Consider the following 20200-nt stretch of genomic DNA (forward strand, 5'->3'; position numbering starts at 1 on the left):
CGGTTCAGCAAGACTTTACATAAATTACAATATCAGAAATAAACACCCTGACTATAAAAGTCTATAATTTAATATAAATCAATGAAATAATCAACGTAAATTATTTTAGAATGTACCTTTAGAACTCGAAAAAGCACTTTATATTTATGGAACCTTTACTCCTTTTCCCGCCATATTTTTGCACCCAGATTTGCCAGACGATCTTCCAGCCTTTCGTACCCCCTGTCAATATGATATAGTCGCCTGATCTCTGTAACACCCTTAGCAGCTAACCCTGCAACTATTAAAGACGCACTTGCTCTTAAATCAGATGCCATCACTGTTGTCCCTGAAAGCGATGATACGCCTTTAATAATAGCAATAGCATCTTCATTCATGATATTCGCGCCCATCCTGTTAAGTTCCGCAATATGCATAAATCTGTGCGGGAATACCCTCTCTGTTATAACACTTGTCCCATTTGCTATGCTCAGCAATGTGGTAAATTGTGCTTGCATATCGGTAGGCATACCAGGATACGGTAATGTGGTAAGATTTATCGGTTTAATGTTTCCATCGCTTTTAACTATACATTCACCTTTATTTTCATAGCCAGAACTGTTATTAACGGCATCACGGAGATCAATATAAACACCAGCCTCTCGTAATTTGTCGATAACCGAAGCCAGATAGCATGAAGCATCATTTTCTAAAACTATATTTCCTCCCGTAATTGCACCCGCGATCATAATAGTCCCGGCTTCAATTCTGTCGGGTATTATCTCGTAGTCAACTCCGTTCAGCTCATCAACACCATCTATAATCAGGTTGTTCTCACCTATTGCACTTATATTAGCCCCTGCTTTATTAAGAAAGTTAGCAAGGTCCTGCACTTCAGGTTCACAGGCCGCATTTTCTATTATAGTTCTTCCCTCCGCAAGTACAGCAGCCATCATTATGTTACATGTGCCAAGTACTGTTGAGCCGTAGGGACCTCCAAGATAAACCCTGCTGCCTTTCAGCTTTTCACCGGTAGCAATTACATAGCCATCCTTCACTTCAACCTCAGCGCCCAGCGCTTCAATTCCTTTAAGATGAATGTCTATAGGTCTGGAGCCAATTGAGCACCCGCCGGGAATTGACACTTTTGCCATACCTCTTTTTCCAAGCAATGGCCCCAGAACGCAGATTGACGCCCTCATTCTCCTCACAAGATCGTACGGGGCCGTTATATTACTCTCATCTTTTACAGTAATATCCAGTGAACCATCCTGGCATTTTTTCGTTTCTACACCAAGCTCGTTAAGGATATCGCAAAGAGTTTTGACATCTGTAAGTTCAGGAATGCCCCGTAATTTTGAGGTACCATGTATCAATAGACATGCGGCCATAATAGGCAGCGCAGCATTTTTGGCGCCATTTACCCTGACCCTTCCGTTTAAGGGGTATCCACCCTCAATTACCATTTTTTCCATTTTTTATTAATCAGGTTGTTATCGCACGAAACAGTCATTCGAATTCGCTCAGTGTGACATCATTTTGAGTGCCTGTCAGATGTTATCCTGAGCGAATTCGAAGTATTATTACATATTATGATTCATCATATAAATTAAATTAATAGCTGGAGGAGTGCCTTCAATCAGGCTCAAACTCCTTTTGCCAATCAATATCATCCTCTAACGGTTTCTGTCTCTTTTTGTCCAGAAGATAGCTTCCCATAATGAGATAATCCATTCCTGTTCTCATAAAGCATTTATAAGCCTCTTCAGGCCGACACACTATTGGTTCACCTCTAACATTAAAGGAGGTATTAACAACCATGGGGCAACCGGTTTTTTTGTAAAACTCTTCTATGACACTATAAAACAGAGGATTATCTTCCCTGGATACAGTCTGTATCCTTGCGGAGTAATCTACATGTGTAATTGCCGGCACATCAGAGCGTGCCACTTTTAACTTTTCCAGACCAAATAACCTCTCTTCATCACCTGACATTTTGATCTTTTTCTCATCTTTTATATTTGCCACTAATAGCATATACGGACTTTCGCAATCCATATCAAAATAATCTGACACATGTTCCTTCAATACCGACGGAGCAAACGGCCTGAATGACTCTCTGTATTTAATCTTTACATTCATTACCGACTGCATTTCTTTTGAACGCGGGTCCCCAATAATACTTCTCGAACCAAGTGAACGCGGACCAAATTCCATCCTTCCCTCAAACCACCCTATCACATTCTCACCCGCAATCAATTCCGCAACTATTGACGGTATTTCGTCTGTTTTAAGTTTCTCAAAATGAGAACCCTCTTTCGTTAGAAAATCCTCTATCTCTTTATCCTCATAGTGATTTCCTATGTAAGATGCCTTCTGCATCGACTTTGCTTCTTTTACTTCCCGATCATTACTCAAATACTCGTACCAGATCAGTAACGCCACACCCAGGGCACCGCCCGCATCACCCGCCGCGGGTTGAATCCACAGATTTTCAAAAGGCCCTTCTCTTAACAGCTTACCATTTGATACACAATTCAGTGCGACACCTCCCGCAAGACACAGGTTCTTCTTCCCGGTCTCTTTATAAACATGGTTTGCCATACGTTGTACCACCTCTTCGGTAACAATCTGTATTGATCTTGCCAGGTCCATCTCTCTTTGAGTAATTCCTGACTCCGGTTTGGAAGGAGGACCGTCAAACAATTTGCTGAATCGGCTGTTTGTCATTGTGAGCCCTGTACAATAATTGAAATATTTCATGTTCAACTTGAAAGAGCCATCTTCTTTCAAGTCAATCAACTCATTTAAGATAGTATCAACATATCTGGGCTCTCCATAAGGTGCCAACCCCATAACTTTATACTCAGCAGAATTAACTTTAAATCCGGTGTAATAGGTAAAAGCAGAATATAAAAGTCCTAATGAATGTGGAAACTTTAACTCGGACAGGATTTGAATCTGATTCTCTTCTCCAATACCATAGCTTGTTGTCGTCCACTCTCCCACTGCATCAATTGTCAATATTGCCGCATCTGAGAATGGAGATGGATAGAATGCGGAAGCTGCATGAGACTCATGATGTTCAGGGAATAATACATCCCCTTTGAATCCAATCTTCTTCTTAACAATATCCCTTATAAAAAGTTTTTGTTTAATCCACAACGGAATTGATTTAAAAAATGATCTTATCCCAAACGGCGCATATGCAAGATAGCTATATAAGATTCTCTCAAATTTAATAAACGGCTTATCATAAAACCCGACATAGTCAATACCTTCCGCATTGACACCCGCTTCCTTTAAACAATACTCCACCGCATTAGTAGGAAAATGAAAATCGTGCTTTTTCCTCGTAAACCTCTCTTCTTGCGCAGCGGCTACTATCTCACCATCCCTTACAAGACATGCAGCGCTATCATGATAAAAAGCTGAAATACCAATGATATTCATTTTACTTGTTCTCAAATGTAAAAAAATGACCAGAGTTGCCCAGTAAGTTTTTTAGCGTTTACTATTTATTGTGCCAAAACTGTCATTCCAGCAATCAGTTGAACGGGAATGTAAAATTATCACTACAATGGCAGCGAGATTCCCATTTTCCCGTCCAAACGGATTCATCCGGACGTACACGGGAATGACATATGGCAACTTTGAAGCCAATGCATACATTTTAGTACCACCTTGAATTTGAATAGATTAGACAACTACAATTGAGAAATTATACTCATAAATCAGATTCAAACAACCTTAAATAGCCACATAGTAAACAAAACCAATAAAAAAAAGGCCTACCCTTTCTTAAAATAAAAGGACAGGCCCTCTCTAAAACATTCCTGAAAAAAAAGAATAATTATCGATATATCATCAAAACAGAGCGTAAATAAATGGCGCAACGGCAGAACTTTCTGTAAATATTATCAAGAACCCAAGTAACAATAAAAGGACAATAATAGGTGCAAGCCAGAATTTCTTACGTACCTTCATAAATGCCCACAATTCACCAACTATTGAAATCTTGCTCACTTACTTACCTCCAACTAATATTTAAATAAGAGCTTACGTCAATTTTATACAGCCGCAACAAACCAGTCTGCCAGAAAATTTGTATTTTTTTATTCTGTAAGTCAGCAAAAACCGATCCGATTATCATAATATTTTGTTTTATGTCTCTAAAACTGCCGCTCAAATTGCTTCTTAGAAAACAAACCGGAATCTTTCTTAACCCAATATGACTTTGCATTCCTTTCAATACGTTCGTCTAGAAAATCCTTTCCTATTAACTTTGCGAACAGACCAATTGGTGTAAAAATCAGGTAATAAATTATACCCAGAATAATCCTGGTATTTACCCACCCTATCGCATTACCCACAGTTGTTATTACTTTAAATACCGGCTTTAAAATAATCGGTGTAAAAAATGCCAATGTTATGACAAGGCCGGCAAATCCGAAAAACCATACACAAACATCAACATGCCCTTTATAATATTGCAATCCACCAACGAGACATAACAAAGCAGTCAGACCAAATCCAAATTTCTTTATCTCTTTTATTTCATCTTTTGGTTTACGCACACCTCTACCTCACAACATTGAACGGAAAACTATCACAGCAAATTAGCAATAAGCACCCTCAAATTAATAACCTATACTGATATTGTCAACAAAAAACACCAAACAAACCCTTTGGTTTTTATACTCTTCCTGTAATTCCAGCTTTCCTGAGATATATTGTTTCTTTGTCATCAAATAATGTAACTTTTCTGTTAAAGTACATTTAAAGAGACTGCTATCGGACATTATGATATTTGTCCTATTAATTTGGTTAATACTTTACCCGGGCCAATCTCCTCAAATTCCGTATCAGGCTGCATCTTAAGATATTGAATAGTTTCTATCCAACGTACCGGATTGCTGATCTGCTGGGTCATGTTATCGACAATTTCACTGTTTTGATAAGGCGCTGCGGTATAGTTGGCAATTACCGGGATTTCAACTGGTTGAAATGCAAAATTCTTTAAAAAGTCAGCAAACTCATCCTGTGCATCCAGCATATAGCGCGAATGGAACGCACCACTTACCTTTAATGGAATAAACAATTTAACTCCTGCTTCTTCAAAAACGGCCTTAACGGCATCAATGTCCTCTTTACGGCCTGAAATTACCGTCTGTTTCGGAGAATTAAGATTCGCAATATCTATTGTCTCAAAAGAGGCATCTTTTAAGACCTGTTTGATTTTTTCAGGTTGCATTCCAATAACAGCCGCCATACCGCCCCCGGTCGCCTTGACCATAATTTCTCCTCTTTTTTTTACCAGCTTTAAACCTGTGATAAAGTCGAACACGCCGGCAGCGAAAAGAGCATTATATTCACCGAGACTATGCCCTGCGACAAAATCAGGACGAAGATTTGCTTCTCCTGTTTTACTCAAATAGGTAAGTGCATTCACTATATACAACGCCGGCTGCGTATGATCCGTCTGTCCCAGTTTTTTATCAGTATCCTCCAGACAAAGATTTTTTATAGAATACCCCAATACCTCATCAGCCTGTTTCACTAATTCCGAAAATTGATCAAATAACTCCCCGCCCATTCCAACTGCTTGTGACCCCTGACCCGGAAAGACATATATTTTAGTCATGCCCCACTCCACTATATAATTTATTTTAAGTAAGTAAAAGTATATGCCCGCCTGCCAATCAGTTCGGGCAGGAAATTTGCCGTGAACTAAAGCAGTTCGGAATAAGTATTTTATTATTTAACGTAAGACACTTCAATTCCGGTTACCTGCCGGACTCTTTAAGGCTCGGGGCATTACCACACACAAGAGATATAATACATAAAAACAGGAAGACATCAAACAGAAACTGCTTATGATAACTCATGGTGTACACCATAGGCTATTTCAGAGAGAGTTAGATATTCAAAATTCATAATTAAGAAATCTAACCACCTAAACAGGACAAGCTGGAAATTCAGATAGTCGTGTGATTAGGATTTTGAACATTCAGATTATATAGTTGTTTCGAAATTCTGAATTCCCAGCCAGCAAATCTGTCGGGCGGGAACATTCAAATGTATTTTTTTTCAAAATTGGTCAAAATATTATTGTTAAGGTCCAAATATTATTCATCACGCATGCAAGGAGTCCCTTAATCCTGCATTCAAACGTTTTGCCATGGCCTTAACTTCATCAAAAGTTCCATAATCAACACCCATACCTACGGTCGTAAAAGTACTTTTATTGTGAATCAAAGGTTCATCAACTACTTGTGGACATAGCTGAGTAGCTTCCCGGAACTCTTCTGTTCCAGGAACAGGAGAATACTCTGTCATTTTTATCTTTGCCCCTAATCTATTGATATACTCTATTGCTTTCACCACCTCATCAATCGTCTGGCCCGGCATGCCGATAAGTATGTAAATACCAATATCTATTATTCTACCTTCATCCGCTTCCTGAAGATTATGCAGGGCCGTTTCCAGCTCCCGACAACTTACCTTGTTTTTAGATGCTCTCTGTACTGCAGTTGAAGTACCTTCAAAGCCTAATCTGATCGTTTGAAAACCGGCCATTCTTAGTAATCTTGCCAATCTTCTGTCTATATATTTAGGGTGAATACCGTTGGGTGTGTGAAATCGTGGGTGAATCCCTTTTTTAATTAATAGCTCCAGTATTGGGACAATATGTCTTTTCGGGTCCACCAGTAAAGCATCATCAAAAAAAGCAATATCCTCAACTCCCAGCACTTTAACATATTTTTCCAGTTCGGCGACAACATTTTCCGGCCGTCTGAAGGTGAACTTCGACTCAAAAAGAAACGAAGCGCAATAACTGCAACGATAAGGACAACCCCTGGAAGTAATCATGCTCACAGAATCCAGTTCAGGATAAAGCTCATAAGCAGGGACTATTTCCGTTTCCAACCACTTCCCGACATTATAATAATCTCGTTCTTTACCACTGATTTTATCAGCCAGCTTTAACACCTCTAACTCCCCTGCTCCCTCTATGACATAATCTGCTCCGGAATTTGCTTTGGCATGTTCGAGACAGAGAGTAGCATAAATACCCCCAAGAATAACCGGAACAGAAGGAAATATAGATTTAATGATTTCAATTACTTCAAATACACCAGGATACCAGTATGTCATATGAGATGTGACACAAATCATCCAGGGTTTTGGAACAACTTTTAATCTCTTCCTGAATTCTTCCTGAGGTATACCATAACGCTTAAAAGTCCTTGGTATATTATTAAAGAATGAAGGTTTTTCTATCTGTTCCGAGTAAAAAGATTTTGTTCCATACTGTCGCTCTTTATGTGGATATCCGTAGTTATAAAGACAATCTATCAACTGAACGTTATAGCCGAAAAGCTGCAGAGTTGAACCGACATAAAGGAGACCAAGAGGTTTAACCCAGAGATCAAAAGCGGCAAAATCATGTATCCACGGGTTGATCAACAGGATGTTGTGAGCCTTATCATTCATTAGTCATTCGGAATATTTTTAACCGCTGTGTTCTCTCCGAGCTCCTTGTCCTCGGCATCTTTTGCCCGGGAAGCTTTTAGATTTGTTCTTTAGTATTAATTCGTGAAATTCGTGTCTCATCACTTCTTTTATAAAAGCCCGCGGTGGGAATCGAACCCACTTTATAAAACCTTAACACATTAAATAATAATGACTTATAAATTTGGTTTTCTACCTAGTGACGGCCTGGTGACGGTTTTACTGTTCCAGTCTTTGAAGGTGAAGAGTTATCCACATTTTGTATTTTGGCAAGTGAAATCACTTTTTCTTTTAAAGAGACATTAGAGATATCAATTTTTAATTTTTCTAGATCGTTATGTAAGTACTTTTCTGTCGTTTTTATATTTGAATGTCCCAAGAGGCTCGAAACGCTATAGAGCAGACGCATAAACTTACAAAGATGTTGATAGTAAAAGAGTTATAAAAAGAGTTAGAGGCAATATTTTGTAAAAGGAGCGACAAGAATAATGTGCCAACGAGCCAGTAAGCCGTATTTTAAAGGGTTTTGTGAAATAATTTACAAAATCCAATAGTAGAATTACAAAATACGGTGCCCAACTTGTATAATAGAAGTCACACAATAGCACAAACTACTATACAAGAAAGGACACGCTAGAATGCTACCAATATCACAAATTCAAATCAACCAAAAATCGCTACTAATTCACACTGTTCACGAAGATGACAAAGTACTGCTTAATACACCAGATGCGGAATGGTTTCGGGCTTTATATTATTTTCCCTGGGAGAAACACCGTAATTTCGGTGCTGAGTACTACGATGCACTTTATGAATTTAATAAACGAGAAGAGAGAAAGAGGCTGAAAAATCAACCCCAAAAGCAAGTAGTATTATCTCAGAGCAAAGAAGATGCAAGACAGGAGCTTTTGTTTAATAGAGCAACAATGCAAGTTGACAAGGAGAAGAGAGGTGATGTGCTTTATGAAGTAGCGGCTGAATCAAAGCAGCGGATGGTAAGTCCCCTGAGTATATCTCCCGGGGTAGTGCCATTTCGATTGGGAGGTAAGAGGCCAAAATGTTTTTTTGCGTTGTTAAAAAGTTTTTTGGGTACAGCTCTAATGGGATTTCCGTGCGAGCCGGAAAAAGTGTCCATGTTATTAAAGAGTAATCCGAGTTTTGTGCGAGTATGTGGATTTGCACCGAAGGGGGAAAGGGATGAGTATTGTAGCAGGCATATACCAAGTGAGCGTAAACTGCAGCAATTTGACCAGATCATGAGTGAGTGGGGGCTATGGGATAAGATGAAGATTGCGCTGGTAACTGAGAACATAGAGACAGGTGCGATTAAAATAGAAAAGGAAGTAGTAGGAGATACAACTCACTATTATGCATATTCAGGGTTTGAGACAGTAAAGTATAAGGACGAAGATGGTAAGGAGGAGCAGAAGAAGTCGCAATCAAAGCTGACTAAGAGGTGTCGCTGTCAGGACAGAGACAAGTGTGAACATGACTGGGTATTGGCAGATGAAGGAGCGGGGACAATCGTGAAATCCATAACAAAGATGTATTGGGGGCACAAAGCAAGTATTGTAGGTTTTCCACGTCAAGGCGTGCCTCTGGATGCAAGAGCAGTGTTGGATGGACCGACACATGATGGAGAGACATATTTTCCACATGTAGAAAAGGTATTTGATACATATCCGGTGATTGAAGAATCGGTTAAAAGAGCGTTGTATGATAGCGCGTGTGATAGCAGAGATTTGAAAGATAAGTTTATGGACAAACTCGGCTTAGAATTAAAGGCATCTTTAAATCCAAGGCGCAAGAATGGAATAACAGATGGTTTGCCGCGTGGCATGGAGAAGATAACGCCGTATGGTGTGGTAATATGCAATGGTGGCCATGAGATGGATTACAAAGGAATGCGTTATGAAAAAGAAAAATTCATTTACCATGCGCCAACGGATACAGATGGTGAACCGGTGTGTTCAACATGCTTGCATCAGGTAGAGTGTTGTCCCAATTCGTTAACTGGCAGGATGATTAATATATCATTTGGGTTATTACCCCACATAGACACGGAAGATCCTCCAATGGCAAAGAGATTCAAGGCAATAATGACACGTCGTCCTTCAGTTGAGCGGATGATAAAGCGCTTGAAGTGTGATATTGGTGATGATCGTTTAAGCAAGAGAGGGAATCTTGCGTTTCAGGCATACCTGGACAAGACGATGATTGCTTTTCATCTGTTGTTACAGAATTAAATTGGTGATTTTTAAAGTAAAAAACAAAAAACCGTAGGAGAGGTGTTTTCAAATTTGCAAATTATCTCCATTGTTGGTGCTGTGCAGTTTTATACTGTCTTCTTTTAACGTAATTTTGAAGTACGATTGAAAAAAATTTTTGCATCAAGCGCTTTTCGTGCGAGTTTATGCGGAGGCTCTATAAATAGAAACGCCAGAATTGATTAGCTGGCTGGCATAACTGTGTCTCGCCGCATCGTATAGCCTGATGTTTTTATCCAACCCGGCCTTATCCCTTGCCCTCCTCCATACTTCTAATAAGCCAGTCTCTTTGTAGTAATTACCTTCTCTATTGGTAAACATGTAAGCGTCAGAAAGGTTGTTCTCCGCCCTATGTTTAATATAATCAAGTATTTCAGGATGTATTGGTATCTTAACAGGCTTTGATTTTTTTCCCTTCCGCTTCTGCCTGTAAATAGCATTTGAAAAAGTAGCAGAAATGGTAATCAATTCATGTTCTAAATCTACATCCCTACACTTCAAGGCTCTCGCCTCTCCCGGTCTGCATCCGGACAGCATCAGAAATGCAATAATTGGTTTGTCAAAGTCCGGTACGTGGTTGAATACGGCTTTTTGTGCTTTCGCTGTCAACCATCTGGTTATTGGAGGATCAATTTCAATTACAGGAAAATGAGGAACCACGTTTATTATTTCTAAGTCGTTCTTCGCGTACATCAGGAAGGTTTTAAATATGTCAAGACAGTTCTTCAGAGTCTTATTGCCCCATTTATAATTTTCGCTGACATGGGCTTGATAGTTAACAATGTCCAGCTTTCGTATATCCCTGACGTCCTTTGTGCCGAAATAATATATGGCAATCCCTACATAACGCTTATACTGCTGAGTATAACTTGGCGCTATCTTATCTCCAGCCAATTTTAGATCAAGGAACCTACCAAGTAGGCTTGAAACATAAAACTTTTCAAGCTCTTGTTTTATATATTTTGTAGGATCAAAAGTATGATTCTCTATTTCAGTACTAACACGACTCAAAAGGCTTACTGCACGTTGATATGAGTCTAATGGTTGACCGCTTTTGTCTGCAAATAACCTGTACCTCTGGCCTTGATAGAAAAAATCAATATACAAGCGTTTTGGTGTAATCTGGTGCTTAATACAAACAAAACCAAGCTTCTGTATTTCAGTAAACTTACCCTGGCACCTCGGACATTTTCCTTTTGCCCTTATGTTCCCTTTCATAACATCTCCCTCCTTATCCAGAAGGTACGATATCGAGTCCTGTAATGTCAAGGGTTTTTCTAATGGTGCCGGATGCCTTTGCTTCATTTTTTAACTCTTTTTGCTTATGTCTTTAATACTGGAACCCGGAAAGGCATTTTTTACTTTATGAATCGCCACTAATCCTTCTTTTGATATACCTTCACCAATTAGATTTGATACTTCCTCTTGGGTATAGATCGCATCTTTAACACACTCGTCTACCAACTCCTGTAAACCTCTTTCTGTCGCTACTACCCAGAGATAGTCTTCAAGAATTTTTGAGTAAATCCTATAAGATGCTTTCCCCACAGGAGTTATTTTGCCCTGATTAAAAAGCATTACTGCAACATCATTTTTTAAAGCGACAACTTGTTCTGGGTGCAGTTCAATTTCTCCCTTGGATATTTTAAGTTTGATCGTCTTTAATGCACGAAATTTCATTCAACTACCTCCACTTCTTCATTTTCTAAATCAATACAATTACCATCCCCCTGTAACTCTCTACCACTCTCTACCAAACGCCTAACTTTTTTGTCTTCAACACCTTGCGTTGGTAGCGTTTTGGTAGCGTTTCCCTGACTCTCTACCAACTCTCTACCAGTGCAAGTATTTGATATATCAGAGCTTGAGAGAGTGGTAGAGTTAGGTAGAGTTTCTACAGGGAGTTCAGGTTCGGTAACTCCGTATTGTTCAAGCAGGGTGTTGAATTCTAATTTCTTAAGTTGGATTTCAGAGTACCCCTGTATTATTTTGGTAGTTATACCAATTGCTTTAAGTTTTCTGCCCAAGTACTGTGGTGTTAGTTTATGCGTCTCTGGTCTATTCTCATTGAGCAATTCTAATAACTTTGAGTGTGCTACCTCCCATTCTGGAAGGGTTTTTTTATCTGATGAAAGTTCATCAATAGCCTCTACTATTTGGCCATCAATACCTGATTTCTTGTCCTCTTTTTTCTGTGCGGCTACTGCTAAGAGTGCATTTTTTAGAGTGGTTAATCCTTCTGGATGAACCAGTTTGCATACTTGAAACATTGACTTTGATATATCCCATAGTCTGCCGTTTATTCCTTCTACAGATTCCATCTCAGGAAGGGGGTTATCAATGGTTCTTGCTCTCCATGCTGTCAGACGTTCCTTTAATTCTTGCCCCATTGCCGATACAGGATTCTCGTACTTTCGCGGCCTGTTTGGCATTATGATGGGAATGCATCTTGTATCAAGGATTTTATGGATAGGCTCGTTTGTCGCCAGTATGGTAGAACCAAAAATATCATAGTGTACGGTATCTTCAAAAGCTCCTTTCTCAGGAAATAATACTCTTGCAGCTTTAGCCCCTTTTTCATATCGTAATAGTAAAATATCCTCGGTGTTGCTCTTCTCGGCTTTTTTCCACAAATTCATCATGTCAAAGAACAGAGTCGCTTTCATATTCTGTGAGTATCGAAATAGATTTGCCTCTCTTAGCTCAACTAAATGAATACCTCGATAAGACACATAGGCCATAGACTTGCCTGTCCGGCTTTTGCCTCTTTCAGGAACAGCAAAGAATAATAGCATCGGTAAGTAATGAACGTCTTTATGATCTTGCAGGTATGAAAGGTATGTTAAACATGCCACAATTAACCACTGTTCATCAGGTAGATAAGAAAATCTCTTAAAATAGACTATCAGGTCCTTAAATAACAGATCGTCATTATCTGACTGAAGCCACTCCTTAACCTTACTGGACCGCGGTAGAATGAAGGGTAGTAAATGCTGACTCGGTGGTACATAGTGTTCCCCGGAAACTAATTCCCATTCTGCTCTGAAATGGATATTGTCATCTTCTTTTACCATGAATAACGCGCTTCCTGCTTCTTGGGTATCATCGATAACTATATCAATAAGTCCTGGAAAATTTGCACACAGTGCCGGCTTACATTTGTCCTCACCTGATCCTTTCTGAGAATGCTGTTCTTTTATATCTTTTGTTATTGCCCTTTTTGAAATTTTAGTTTTATCTGATAATCTATTAACATACTGTGATTTTTCAGATTCGCTTTGGAGAGATGCTATTCTTCTGGAAATTTCCTGTATTTCTTCCTGTTGTATGTCTGGCGTCGCGTTGCTTATCATTTCATCAAGTGTAAGTTTTCTTAACTGATGAACTGGCAACTGCTTCAATTCATCTACCGAGTGATGACATAAAAAATCATCTAATCCGATCTTACCCTCTCCCTGCGGCAATTCCCTCCAATATACCTTTGCGCCTCTGTCAATCAGTATATATGCAAGTCCACTAACTGCTTGCTTTAGATTCTTACGTTCCCCTCTTCTGTTTGGTAATAACCAGTCATTATCAGGAATCAAATAAATAGTTCTACCGTCCAAAGCAATTTCATTATAATCCGGTATCAATTCATATTTGTCTTTTACCTTCCAGTTCCAAAGACCGGTGATAGCAATACAGTATAAGCCTTCTTGACATGCCTTGAGTGACTTCTTCTCACCCTCTGTTATCTCAAGTGGAATTGATACATCTTGAAGTATTGTTTTTGCTTTTGAAGGTATGAACAAACGATTACCGGAGTCTTTCCTTGCTAAATATTTTGGCTTTTCGCTCCCATCCTTATTAAATGTTTTACCATCTTCATAACATGCTTTGAAACGGCTATAATCTTCATCGAAAGGAATTTCGTACATAGACACAAGTCCGTCTATATTAAAACCTAACTTCATATTAATCTGACCTGATGGAACTGACTTGATACCAGCTTCCTTGATGGTGTCATCTGAAAGCCCTGATCTTTTAAGGTCTTTTCTGTGTTCTGGTGCTATAGCCATTTTTAGTCATCCCTCCGCTCGCAGGAACCATTAAGTTTATCCAGTAATAGATTGATAGCTTGACGCACAATCTCAGCAATTGAACAATCATTTTGTTTGCTTATTGCTTCCAATTTTTCATATTTCTTGTAAGGCATTTGAAAATTAAAAAATCTACTCGGTTCTTTCATGTTAAATTCTCCAAAAAAAAAAGGGGTCACAAAAGGCAAACGACATTGTTTGCTCTTATGACCCCTTTTTACTTATTTGGCTGAATGATTAAAACTTAACGAAAATCTTAACGTTTTTCTTAATTTTGCAAGACTATATATTTGTAAGACTTATATTAATATATTTTTTTATAATTAAGGTTTTTGTTAAGTGTCGTTAAAGCTTAAAAGTTTTTTTAGTAATTTTTACTGAGAGCTTAAAGGTTTTCTTCATACCTCCTTTTACTATCAAATCTTCTATCTCTTGCGATTTACACTGTTTATTTATATTTGATTTGTATGTATCAAATATATTCCTCTTATCCCTAGAAATTGTCTCGTTTGCTGCAAGCTTTATTTTAAAATGTTCAATCAGTATCTGCGCCAGTTCGAATACTTTCAGGTTGCACATGTATTCTATAAGTTTTATTTCTTTAGGTTTTAAAGTAACATTTTTCTTTTTATCAAGAAACAGGATATTATTCCGACAATCCATAAAAAGCGGCTTGGGTGTAGTAGCTTTTTCATCTACATGCTCAACCACTCCATCTCTCTCAGGTTCAATAACAGTTTTTTCTTCTTCTATGTAAATCTGTTTAAACGGCTTTGTGAGTTTTGCTTGTGATCTACTTTGAGGTGAAGATGGCAATAGTGAGACCTCAACAAATTTATCGTTAAATACTTCTTTAAACACATCAGGAGTTCCCCCAATAATAAAATTTATAATGATTGGTGGAGGATAAGAAAAAGAACTATTATATTCATATTCATTAGCTATCTTCCTTCTAAACTCCTGTAATCTATCCGCAATACTTCCATCGAATAGATTTGTATCTAAATAGTTAAGAAAAAGAAAAGGGAACCTAATATCACGAGCAATACATTTATCTAGTTCGTTTTCAATATGTTTCTTTCCTTTTAAACAATTAATAGTTTTTCCGAAAGGTGGATTCTTTATTTCTCTTTTAATTGCAATATCTACAAATGTTTTTATAGTCTGTTGCTCTTCATCACCCTGACATTTTAACAAAATAATCTTACCTGTTCTAAACAACTCATAAATATTTTCGTATTCTTTTTCGGTTATCGCTGGAGCATTGCCTGATTTAATATCTTTAAAATATTTAGAAACAGCTTCATTACCTTTCTTGATAATTATGTCTATACTTTTTTCTGAATTATTGGCTTGATTTACGGTTGGATTTTTTGATGAATGTTTGTTGGCCATGTTACTCCTCTTTCGTAACTCTCTAAGAAAGAGAATTGGAACAACTGGTAGAGATTGCCAGCTTTCGGGAGCGACCCTAGTCCCAATTCTTTTTAGTGATAATAAATTGTAATTCTATTTTTTTATAATTCAAATGGTATTTATATAGTCAATTGCTGAAAAATGTGGGTTGAGAGTTGAGAGGTCATCTATTATAACTGTTTGTGTTAAGATTTGAAAACTGCCCCCCTCTCCCCCTTGTGTGGGCAAATATTTTAAAAAAACTTTTTGACATTATAAATGAGTTCTGTAAATTTAGAGCATAATGAAGAAGATATTAATTGTCGCTACACTCATGCTTCTGCTGCCACTTTTCGGTTGTCTTCAACGGCAAGTTAAGCAATTACAGAGTGAACATCATAGGTTACAATCACTGAAGGAATCATTGGAAAATGAACTACTACTTGCACCAGACCCTCTCAAAGTTGAGGAGCAGTTGCGTAACGTTGATCTAAAGATTCGCTATATCGAATACGAAATACTAAGAAGACAACATATAGAACAATAGGAAGAAAAACAATTTATATATTAGCTTAAAGGAAAATATATTTCTGAATAATTCCCTCAACTAGTGTCTCAAAAACACTTGTTTCTGGTACACTTAAAACCGTGAATCTGGAATATTGATACAACAATACTTACAACACATGAAATCACAGGGTTTTTGGTACACCACTATGAACACATTTCCAATGTTCGCTGCACCGCACCTTTAGACAGGTTCATCTCACTGGCTATCTGCCGGATAGATTTGTTCTGCTTCCGGTATTCAATCACTTTGTCCGTGTCAACATCGTTCTTCGGCCTTCCCAAACGCTTCCCACTGGCTCTGGCCTTACGCAATCCACCTTTAACACGTTCTGCTATAATATCCCTCTCAAGCTTGCTCATTGCGCTAATAATCGTGAATATGGCTTCTCCTAATGGGCTGGACGTGTCGATGTTCTCTTGATACGATATAAAGTCTATACCAAGGTTCCTGAACTCATACAGGGCAGTTACAAGGTGTTTTGTGCTGCGGGCAAATCTATCAAACCTCCATACCAGTACAACATCAAACTTACGTTTCCGGGCATCGTTCATTAGTTCATCAAGCGCAGGTCTTGTTTCCTTTGTACCGGATACACCGTTGTCTTCATACACCTTGTATACAGTAAGACCACGTTCCTTTGAATACCTCTCAAGATCGTTCAACTGCATGCCAACTGATTGATCTTTGGTTGACACTCTAACGTATACAGCCACCTTCTTGCGCGTCATCTTGCATCCTCCCAACAAAAAAGCCCGTGTTCACCAGCTCTGAAAAGTCAATACTTTTCTGTGGGGATTTCTCCTGCCACCTGGTACACGGGCGTATTCGATAACAAAAAAAGGCCAAACTCCCTGAAAGGAAATCGGCCTATTTTTTATCTAATATGATACATTGTATTGACTTTCAGAGGATGGTAATACTACTCCTTTTTTGAATAAAGTCAATGTGTTTTTCAATGTAATCAAACTGGAATCTTCACTACATATGGCTTGCACGTACTTTGCATTAAAAGTATGTTATGAGGTAAGTATGTTTGGCTAATATTATCAATCCTGCTGTTTATTCTCAGTCTCTTCTAATTCCTCCTCCTTCTCTCTTGTCTTCGCATCAATCAAAGCACTTCTCATATTCTCAAATATCTCTATTGCCTGATCTACAGTTAAATCACCTCTATCAACCTTGAAGCATAGACCAAACCTTAACGAATGGAGAGCGTGAATCTGTAGATCGTCTGGATGTTCCTGAACCAATGCTTCTCATTGCAGGTTGGTGTCCGGGTCATTGCAATAATTCTTCTCTTCTGCGTTGAGTGAACAAGAGAATAGCAGAATTGACAGTGTTAGGATTAGGATGATGGGTTTTCTCTTTCTGATTGATTATATAAAACTTTTAAAGATCACAAAAATAATGATTTTTAATTCCCATTAAGTCAATAGCTTTATCTAAGTGCTCTTTCTTGATTCGATTTGACAATTCTATATCTGCAATTGTTCGTGCTACTAGTAAGGATTTAACCTCAGTTCGCTTTGTATCAATATTTAACTTACGGCTAATTTCAGTAAGATATTTTATAATCGATTCATCAACGCCTTCCATTTGAGATTTGTCAGGAACATCTCCATTACATATAATTGAACTTCTACTCTTATACCGTTGTTGTTGTGTCTCTCTAGCTTTTTGAATCTTACGCCTTACAGTAGTAGTGGCATAATCAAAAGTATATAATTTGTTAATGTCAAAAGAGGATACAAATACCTTTAAATCAATTCTGTCTAAAAGCGGTTTACTCATTTTGTTTTTATACTGTTCAATAGTGCGAAAGGTACAAGTGCATTTAGATAACAATTTAGTTGTGGGATGTGTTTCACATCTATTATCTTGTCCGAAGAAAATTGATTTACATTCAGGACAAGAATAATGATTGTACCAACCACAATGACAAGGGTTCATAGCCGCAGCAAGGATAAAATTACATGGATATTCAATAGTTTCTTGTACACGTGAAATTTTGTATATTTTATCATTTAACGGTATACGAAGGTTCTCAATAATATGACCTTTGCACTGGTTAATTTCATCAAAATAAAGAATACCTCTATGCGCAAGGGAAATTAAACCTGGAACCAAAGGTCTTCCGCCACCGAATAGTGCAGCTTCAGTAATATTATTATTCGCTTCTTGAAATGGACGTGAAACAACTACCTCATTTCCTTTCAACTCTCCTTTTGCACTAAAAATTTTGTTCAGTTCGAATACTTCTTTTGTTCCCATTTTTGGAAGCAGCTCAACTGCTGCCATGGATAGCATCGTTTTTCCCTGCCCTGGAGGTCCGACCAATAATATATTGTGTCCACCGGCAAGAGCAATAGTCATAGCGTATTTTGCTTTTGATACACCTTCGATAGATTTTAGATTAGGGACATATCTATTGATTTTCTTTTTTACAGCCTTTGCTTCGCTATATTTTACTTTTCTTGGTGGGCTTATATTTAATAATATATTCCAAACTTCCTGTAGGTTATTTACTTTATAAAAGTTACAATTTTTCTTTGATTTTGAAATCACAGAAGCTTGTATTTCTGCATCTTCAGGTACAATTACATTAAAGTTATTTTTAGTTGCAGAAATCATTCCGAATATTCCACGCTCAGGGCTTTCTACCATTCCATCAATTATATCCAATGTACCAATAAGTAAATACTTGCCTTTATTCTCCTTTATTCTCTGTTTGTATTTAAGTATATTTTCTCTCTGCTTAACAAGTTTTTCTATCTCATTAAGAATTTGTTCCTTTCTTTTGTCCTCAGTTGGTTTATGTAAAATTTTGTCCAATTTATCCTTTAGTTTACTTATTAGGATTCTTAACCTTTCGTCATCTTGCAAAATACATGCTTGTAATAGCATTATTGCAATAGGCAAGTCTAAGCCGGAAGAAGACTTTGGTGTTTCAGCAGGATGTAGATCAATTGTATACCCTTGATTATTAACAACATCCCATTCACCACCTAAAGATTCAATTGCTTTTACTGCTCTAACATATCCTTCTCTTACAACCTTTTGAGCCAAACCAAGCAATGTTGCTCCGTGCTTGTTCTCTTCTCTTACAGCCTTAAATCTAATTAATTGTCCCTCAATACCTGATATATCAGCACCATATATTTCCATTACAAAGTATTCCTCATATGATCATGTTTTAAACTATGATGATATTTACATAATGTTATAAGGTTGGTTAATGTATTAGTGCCACCATTACTGAGAGGGATAATATGGTGTGCCTGTAGAGAACCATTGCAATATCCATCTTGCTCTTGACATTCGAAGTTATCTCTTTGTAATATTTGGTCTCTTAACAAATCCCAATCAATTCCATAGTCTGTATTGTAAATATTATCAATGTTTGTAAATGTGTATTTGCTATTTCTAACACCATCTAGTTTATTAGTTTCTTCTAAAATGTTGTCCAATGCATCTGCTTTGTTAATTAATTCGTTATATTTACGAAGGTCTTCTTTGCTTTTTATATATTTCTCAGAATAATATTGAATGTTTTTTTTATTACCTATAAAGCCAAACGACAAGATATTTGCGATCTTGCCCAACTTTTTATGAAATGCAAGTTTTTTTGAATAACAAAAAAAATCATCCTTAAATATATCTTTCATTTGTTTTTATAAAACTATAGAAAATTTAACTACGAATTAGAACCTTCTTCTTCGGACATAAAACCATCTAAATCAAATTCTGAATCAGTCTTATCAACTAAATTAGTCTCATTATCATCATTCGGGTCTTCATGATCACTACCACAATTATTTTCATTACCATTAGTAAATTCTGGTAAGTCTGGCAATGGTTTCTTGTTTAAATACTTCCTCATCTCAGGATCATTAAGATCAATATCATCTTCTGTCAACGGTTTATGTAATTTATTCCGACTAATAGAAGTATGAGATATAATAGACTTTGAATAAGTAACACTTTTTCCTGAATCATGCTTACAAACATCTCCAGAATTAACTAATTTATTTAAAATTCCTTTAACACGAGAAGGTTCCTTATTAAAATAATTAGCAATTTCTATAACAGTTAATTTTTTACTTTTTTCAATTAATGAATATATTTTTTTACTTAAATTTGATTCATAGTCTCTTGTTTCAAAATCATCATCTTGCCTTGTACCTGTATTTGACATATCCTTTAAAGTGTCAGCTTCAATCTTTTGTTTCTGAGAGTCTTCCAAAGTAGCACTCGTAGAATAAATGATTCTATCTGTGCAATCAAATTTGTAAATAAAGCCAGGTTTAACAAGGCTATTCAAAATACCCTTAACATAAAGATGGTGCATATTAAATGCTCTTGTTGGACGAAGCCGCTATCGCGGAGAACAA

Annotated in this window: 18 protein-coding genes; 2 read left to right on the top strand and 16 right to left on the bottom strand. The window is 37.4% G+C overall.

Annotated features, from left to right (window positions below; genetic code table 11):
• Positions 1–155: 155 nt before the first annotated feature.
• The 6 genes from murA to SCALIN_RS04275 form a co-directional block, all read right to left on the bottom strand.
• The gene (gene murA, locus SCALIN_RS04255; RefSeq protein WP_096893011.1) at positions 156–1454 is read right to left on the bottom strand and encodes a UDP-N-acetylglucosamine 1-carboxyvinyltransferase; all 1299 of its coding nucleotides are present in this window, start codon (positions 1452–1454) and stop codon (positions 156–158) included.
• 160 nt (positions 1455–1614) lie between these two features.
• Positions 1615–3432, bottom strand: coding sequence for a carbamoyltransferase family protein (locus SCALIN_RS04260; RefSeq protein WP_096893012.1), 1818 nt, complete (start codon positions 3430–3432; stop codon positions 1615–1617).
• Positions 3433–3846: 414 nt separating this feature from the next.
• Positions 3847–3996, bottom strand: coding sequence for a DUF5989 family protein (locus tag SCALIN_RS21940; RefSeq protein WP_420885419.1), 150 nt, complete (start codon positions 3994–3996; stop codon positions 3847–3849).
• Between the two features lie 155 nt (positions 3997–4151).
• Positions 4152–4556, bottom strand: a complete 405-nt coding sequence (locus SCALIN_RS04265; protein WP_096893013.1) for an SxtJ family membrane protein — start codon at positions 4554–4556, stop codon at positions 4152–4154.
• 224 nt (positions 4557–4780) lie between these two features.
• The gene (gene fabD / locus SCALIN_RS04270; RefSeq protein WP_096893014.1) at positions 4781–5623 is read right to left on the bottom strand and encodes an ACP S-malonyltransferase; all 843 of its coding nucleotides are present in this window, start codon (positions 5621–5623) and stop codon (positions 4781–4783) included.
• 491 nt (positions 5624–6114) lie between these two features.
• The gene (locus SCALIN_RS04275; RefSeq protein ID WP_096893015.1) at positions 6115–7476 is read right to left on the bottom strand and encodes a B12-binding domain-containing radical SAM protein; all 1362 of its coding nucleotides are present in this window, start codon (positions 7474–7476) and stop codon (positions 6115–6117) included.
• 656 nt (positions 7477–8132) lie between these two features.
• On the opposite strand from SCALIN_RS04275, the gene SCALIN_RS04280 reads away from it, so the two are divergent.
• Complete coding sequence (locus SCALIN_RS04280) at positions 8133–9740, top strand: hypothetical protein (protein ID WP_096893016.1); 1608 nt, start codon at positions 8133–8135, stop codon at positions 9738–9740.
• 165 nt (positions 9741–9905) lie between these two features.
• Here the strand turns inward: SCALIN_RS04280 and SCALIN_RS04285 are convergent, their stop codons facing one another.
• The 5 genes from SCALIN_RS04285 to SCALIN_RS04300 form a co-directional block, all read right to left on the bottom strand.
• Positions 9906–11066: a tyrosine-type recombinase/integrase gene (locus tag SCALIN_RS04285; protein ID WP_096893017.1), complete on the bottom strand. Its 1161-nt coding sequence runs from the start codon at positions 11064–11066 to the stop codon at positions 9906–9908.
• A gap of 3 nt (positions 11067–11069) precedes the next feature.
• Positions 11070–11441, bottom strand: a complete 372-nt coding sequence (locus tag SCALIN_RS04290) for a hypothetical protein (protein ID WP_096893018.1) — start codon at positions 11439–11441, stop codon at positions 11070–11072.
• Positions 11438–13822, bottom strand: a complete 2385-nt coding sequence (locus SCALIN_RS04295) for a DUF3854 domain-containing protein (RefSeq protein WP_096893019.1) — start codon at positions 13820–13822, stop codon at positions 11438–11440. Before SCALIN_RS04295 ends, SCALIN_RS04290 begins: the two co-directional genes overlap by 4 nt.
• Before the next feature lie 2 nt (positions 13823–13824).
• Positions 13825–13992, bottom strand: coding sequence for a ribbon-helix-helix domain-containing protein (locus SCALIN_RS21575; protein WP_133111651.1), 168 nt, complete (start codon positions 13990–13992; stop codon positions 13825–13827).
• A gap of 196 nt (positions 13993–14188) precedes the next feature.
• The gene (locus SCALIN_RS04300) at positions 14189–15238 is read right to left on the bottom strand and encodes a hypothetical protein (protein ID WP_096893020.1); all 1050 of its coding nucleotides are present in this window, start codon (positions 15236–15238) and stop codon (positions 14189–14191) included.
• Positions 15239–15542: 304 nt separating this feature from the next.
• On the opposite strand from SCALIN_RS04300, the gene SCALIN_RS04305 reads away from it, so the two are divergent.
• On the top strand, positions 15543–15785 hold the full coding sequence (locus SCALIN_RS04305) for a hypothetical protein (protein ID WP_096893021.1): 243 nt from the start codon (positions 15543–15545) through the stop codon (positions 15783–15785).
• A 167-nt stretch (positions 15786–15952) separates the two neighbouring features.
• Here the strand turns inward: SCALIN_RS04305 and SCALIN_RS04310 are convergent, their stop codons facing one another.
• The 5 genes from SCALIN_RS04310 to SCALIN_RS04330 form a co-directional block, all read right to left on the bottom strand.
• Positions 15953–16537 carry a recombinase family protein gene (locus SCALIN_RS04310; protein ID WP_096893022.1) on the bottom strand — a complete coding sequence of 195 codons (585 nt, stop codon included), beginning with the start codon at positions 16535–16537 and terminating at the stop codon, positions 15953–15955.
• Between the two features lie 318 nt (positions 16538–16855).
• Positions 16856–17059, bottom strand: a complete 204-nt coding sequence (locus tag SCALIN_RS04315; RefSeq protein WP_096893023.1) for a hypothetical protein — start codon at positions 17057–17059, stop codon at positions 16856–16858.
• A gap of 139 nt (positions 17060–17198) precedes the next feature.
• A complete protein-coding gene (locus SCALIN_RS04320) occupies positions 17199–18974 on the bottom strand; it encodes an ATP-binding protein (protein ID WP_096893024.1) in 1776 nt (591 codons plus the stop codon).
• Positions 18974–19474: an HNH endonuclease gene (locus tag SCALIN_RS04325; protein WP_096893025.1), complete on the bottom strand. Its 501-nt coding sequence runs from the start codon at positions 19472–19474 to the stop codon at positions 18974–18976. Before SCALIN_RS04325 ends, SCALIN_RS04320 begins: the two co-directional genes overlap by 1 nt.
• Positions 19475–19503: 29 nt before the next feature.
• On the bottom strand, positions 19504–20052 hold the full coding sequence (locus SCALIN_RS04330; protein ID WP_162532140.1) for a FeoC-like transcriptional regulator: 549 nt from the start codon (positions 20050–20052) through the stop codon (positions 19504–19506).
• Between the last annotated feature and the right edge of the window lie 148 nt (positions 20053–20200).

It is taken from the genome of Candidatus Scalindua japonica (assembly GCF_002443295.1).
Classification (GTDB): domain Bacteria; phylum Planctomycetota; class Brocadiia; order Brocadiales; family Scalinduaceae; genus Scalindua; species Scalindua japonica.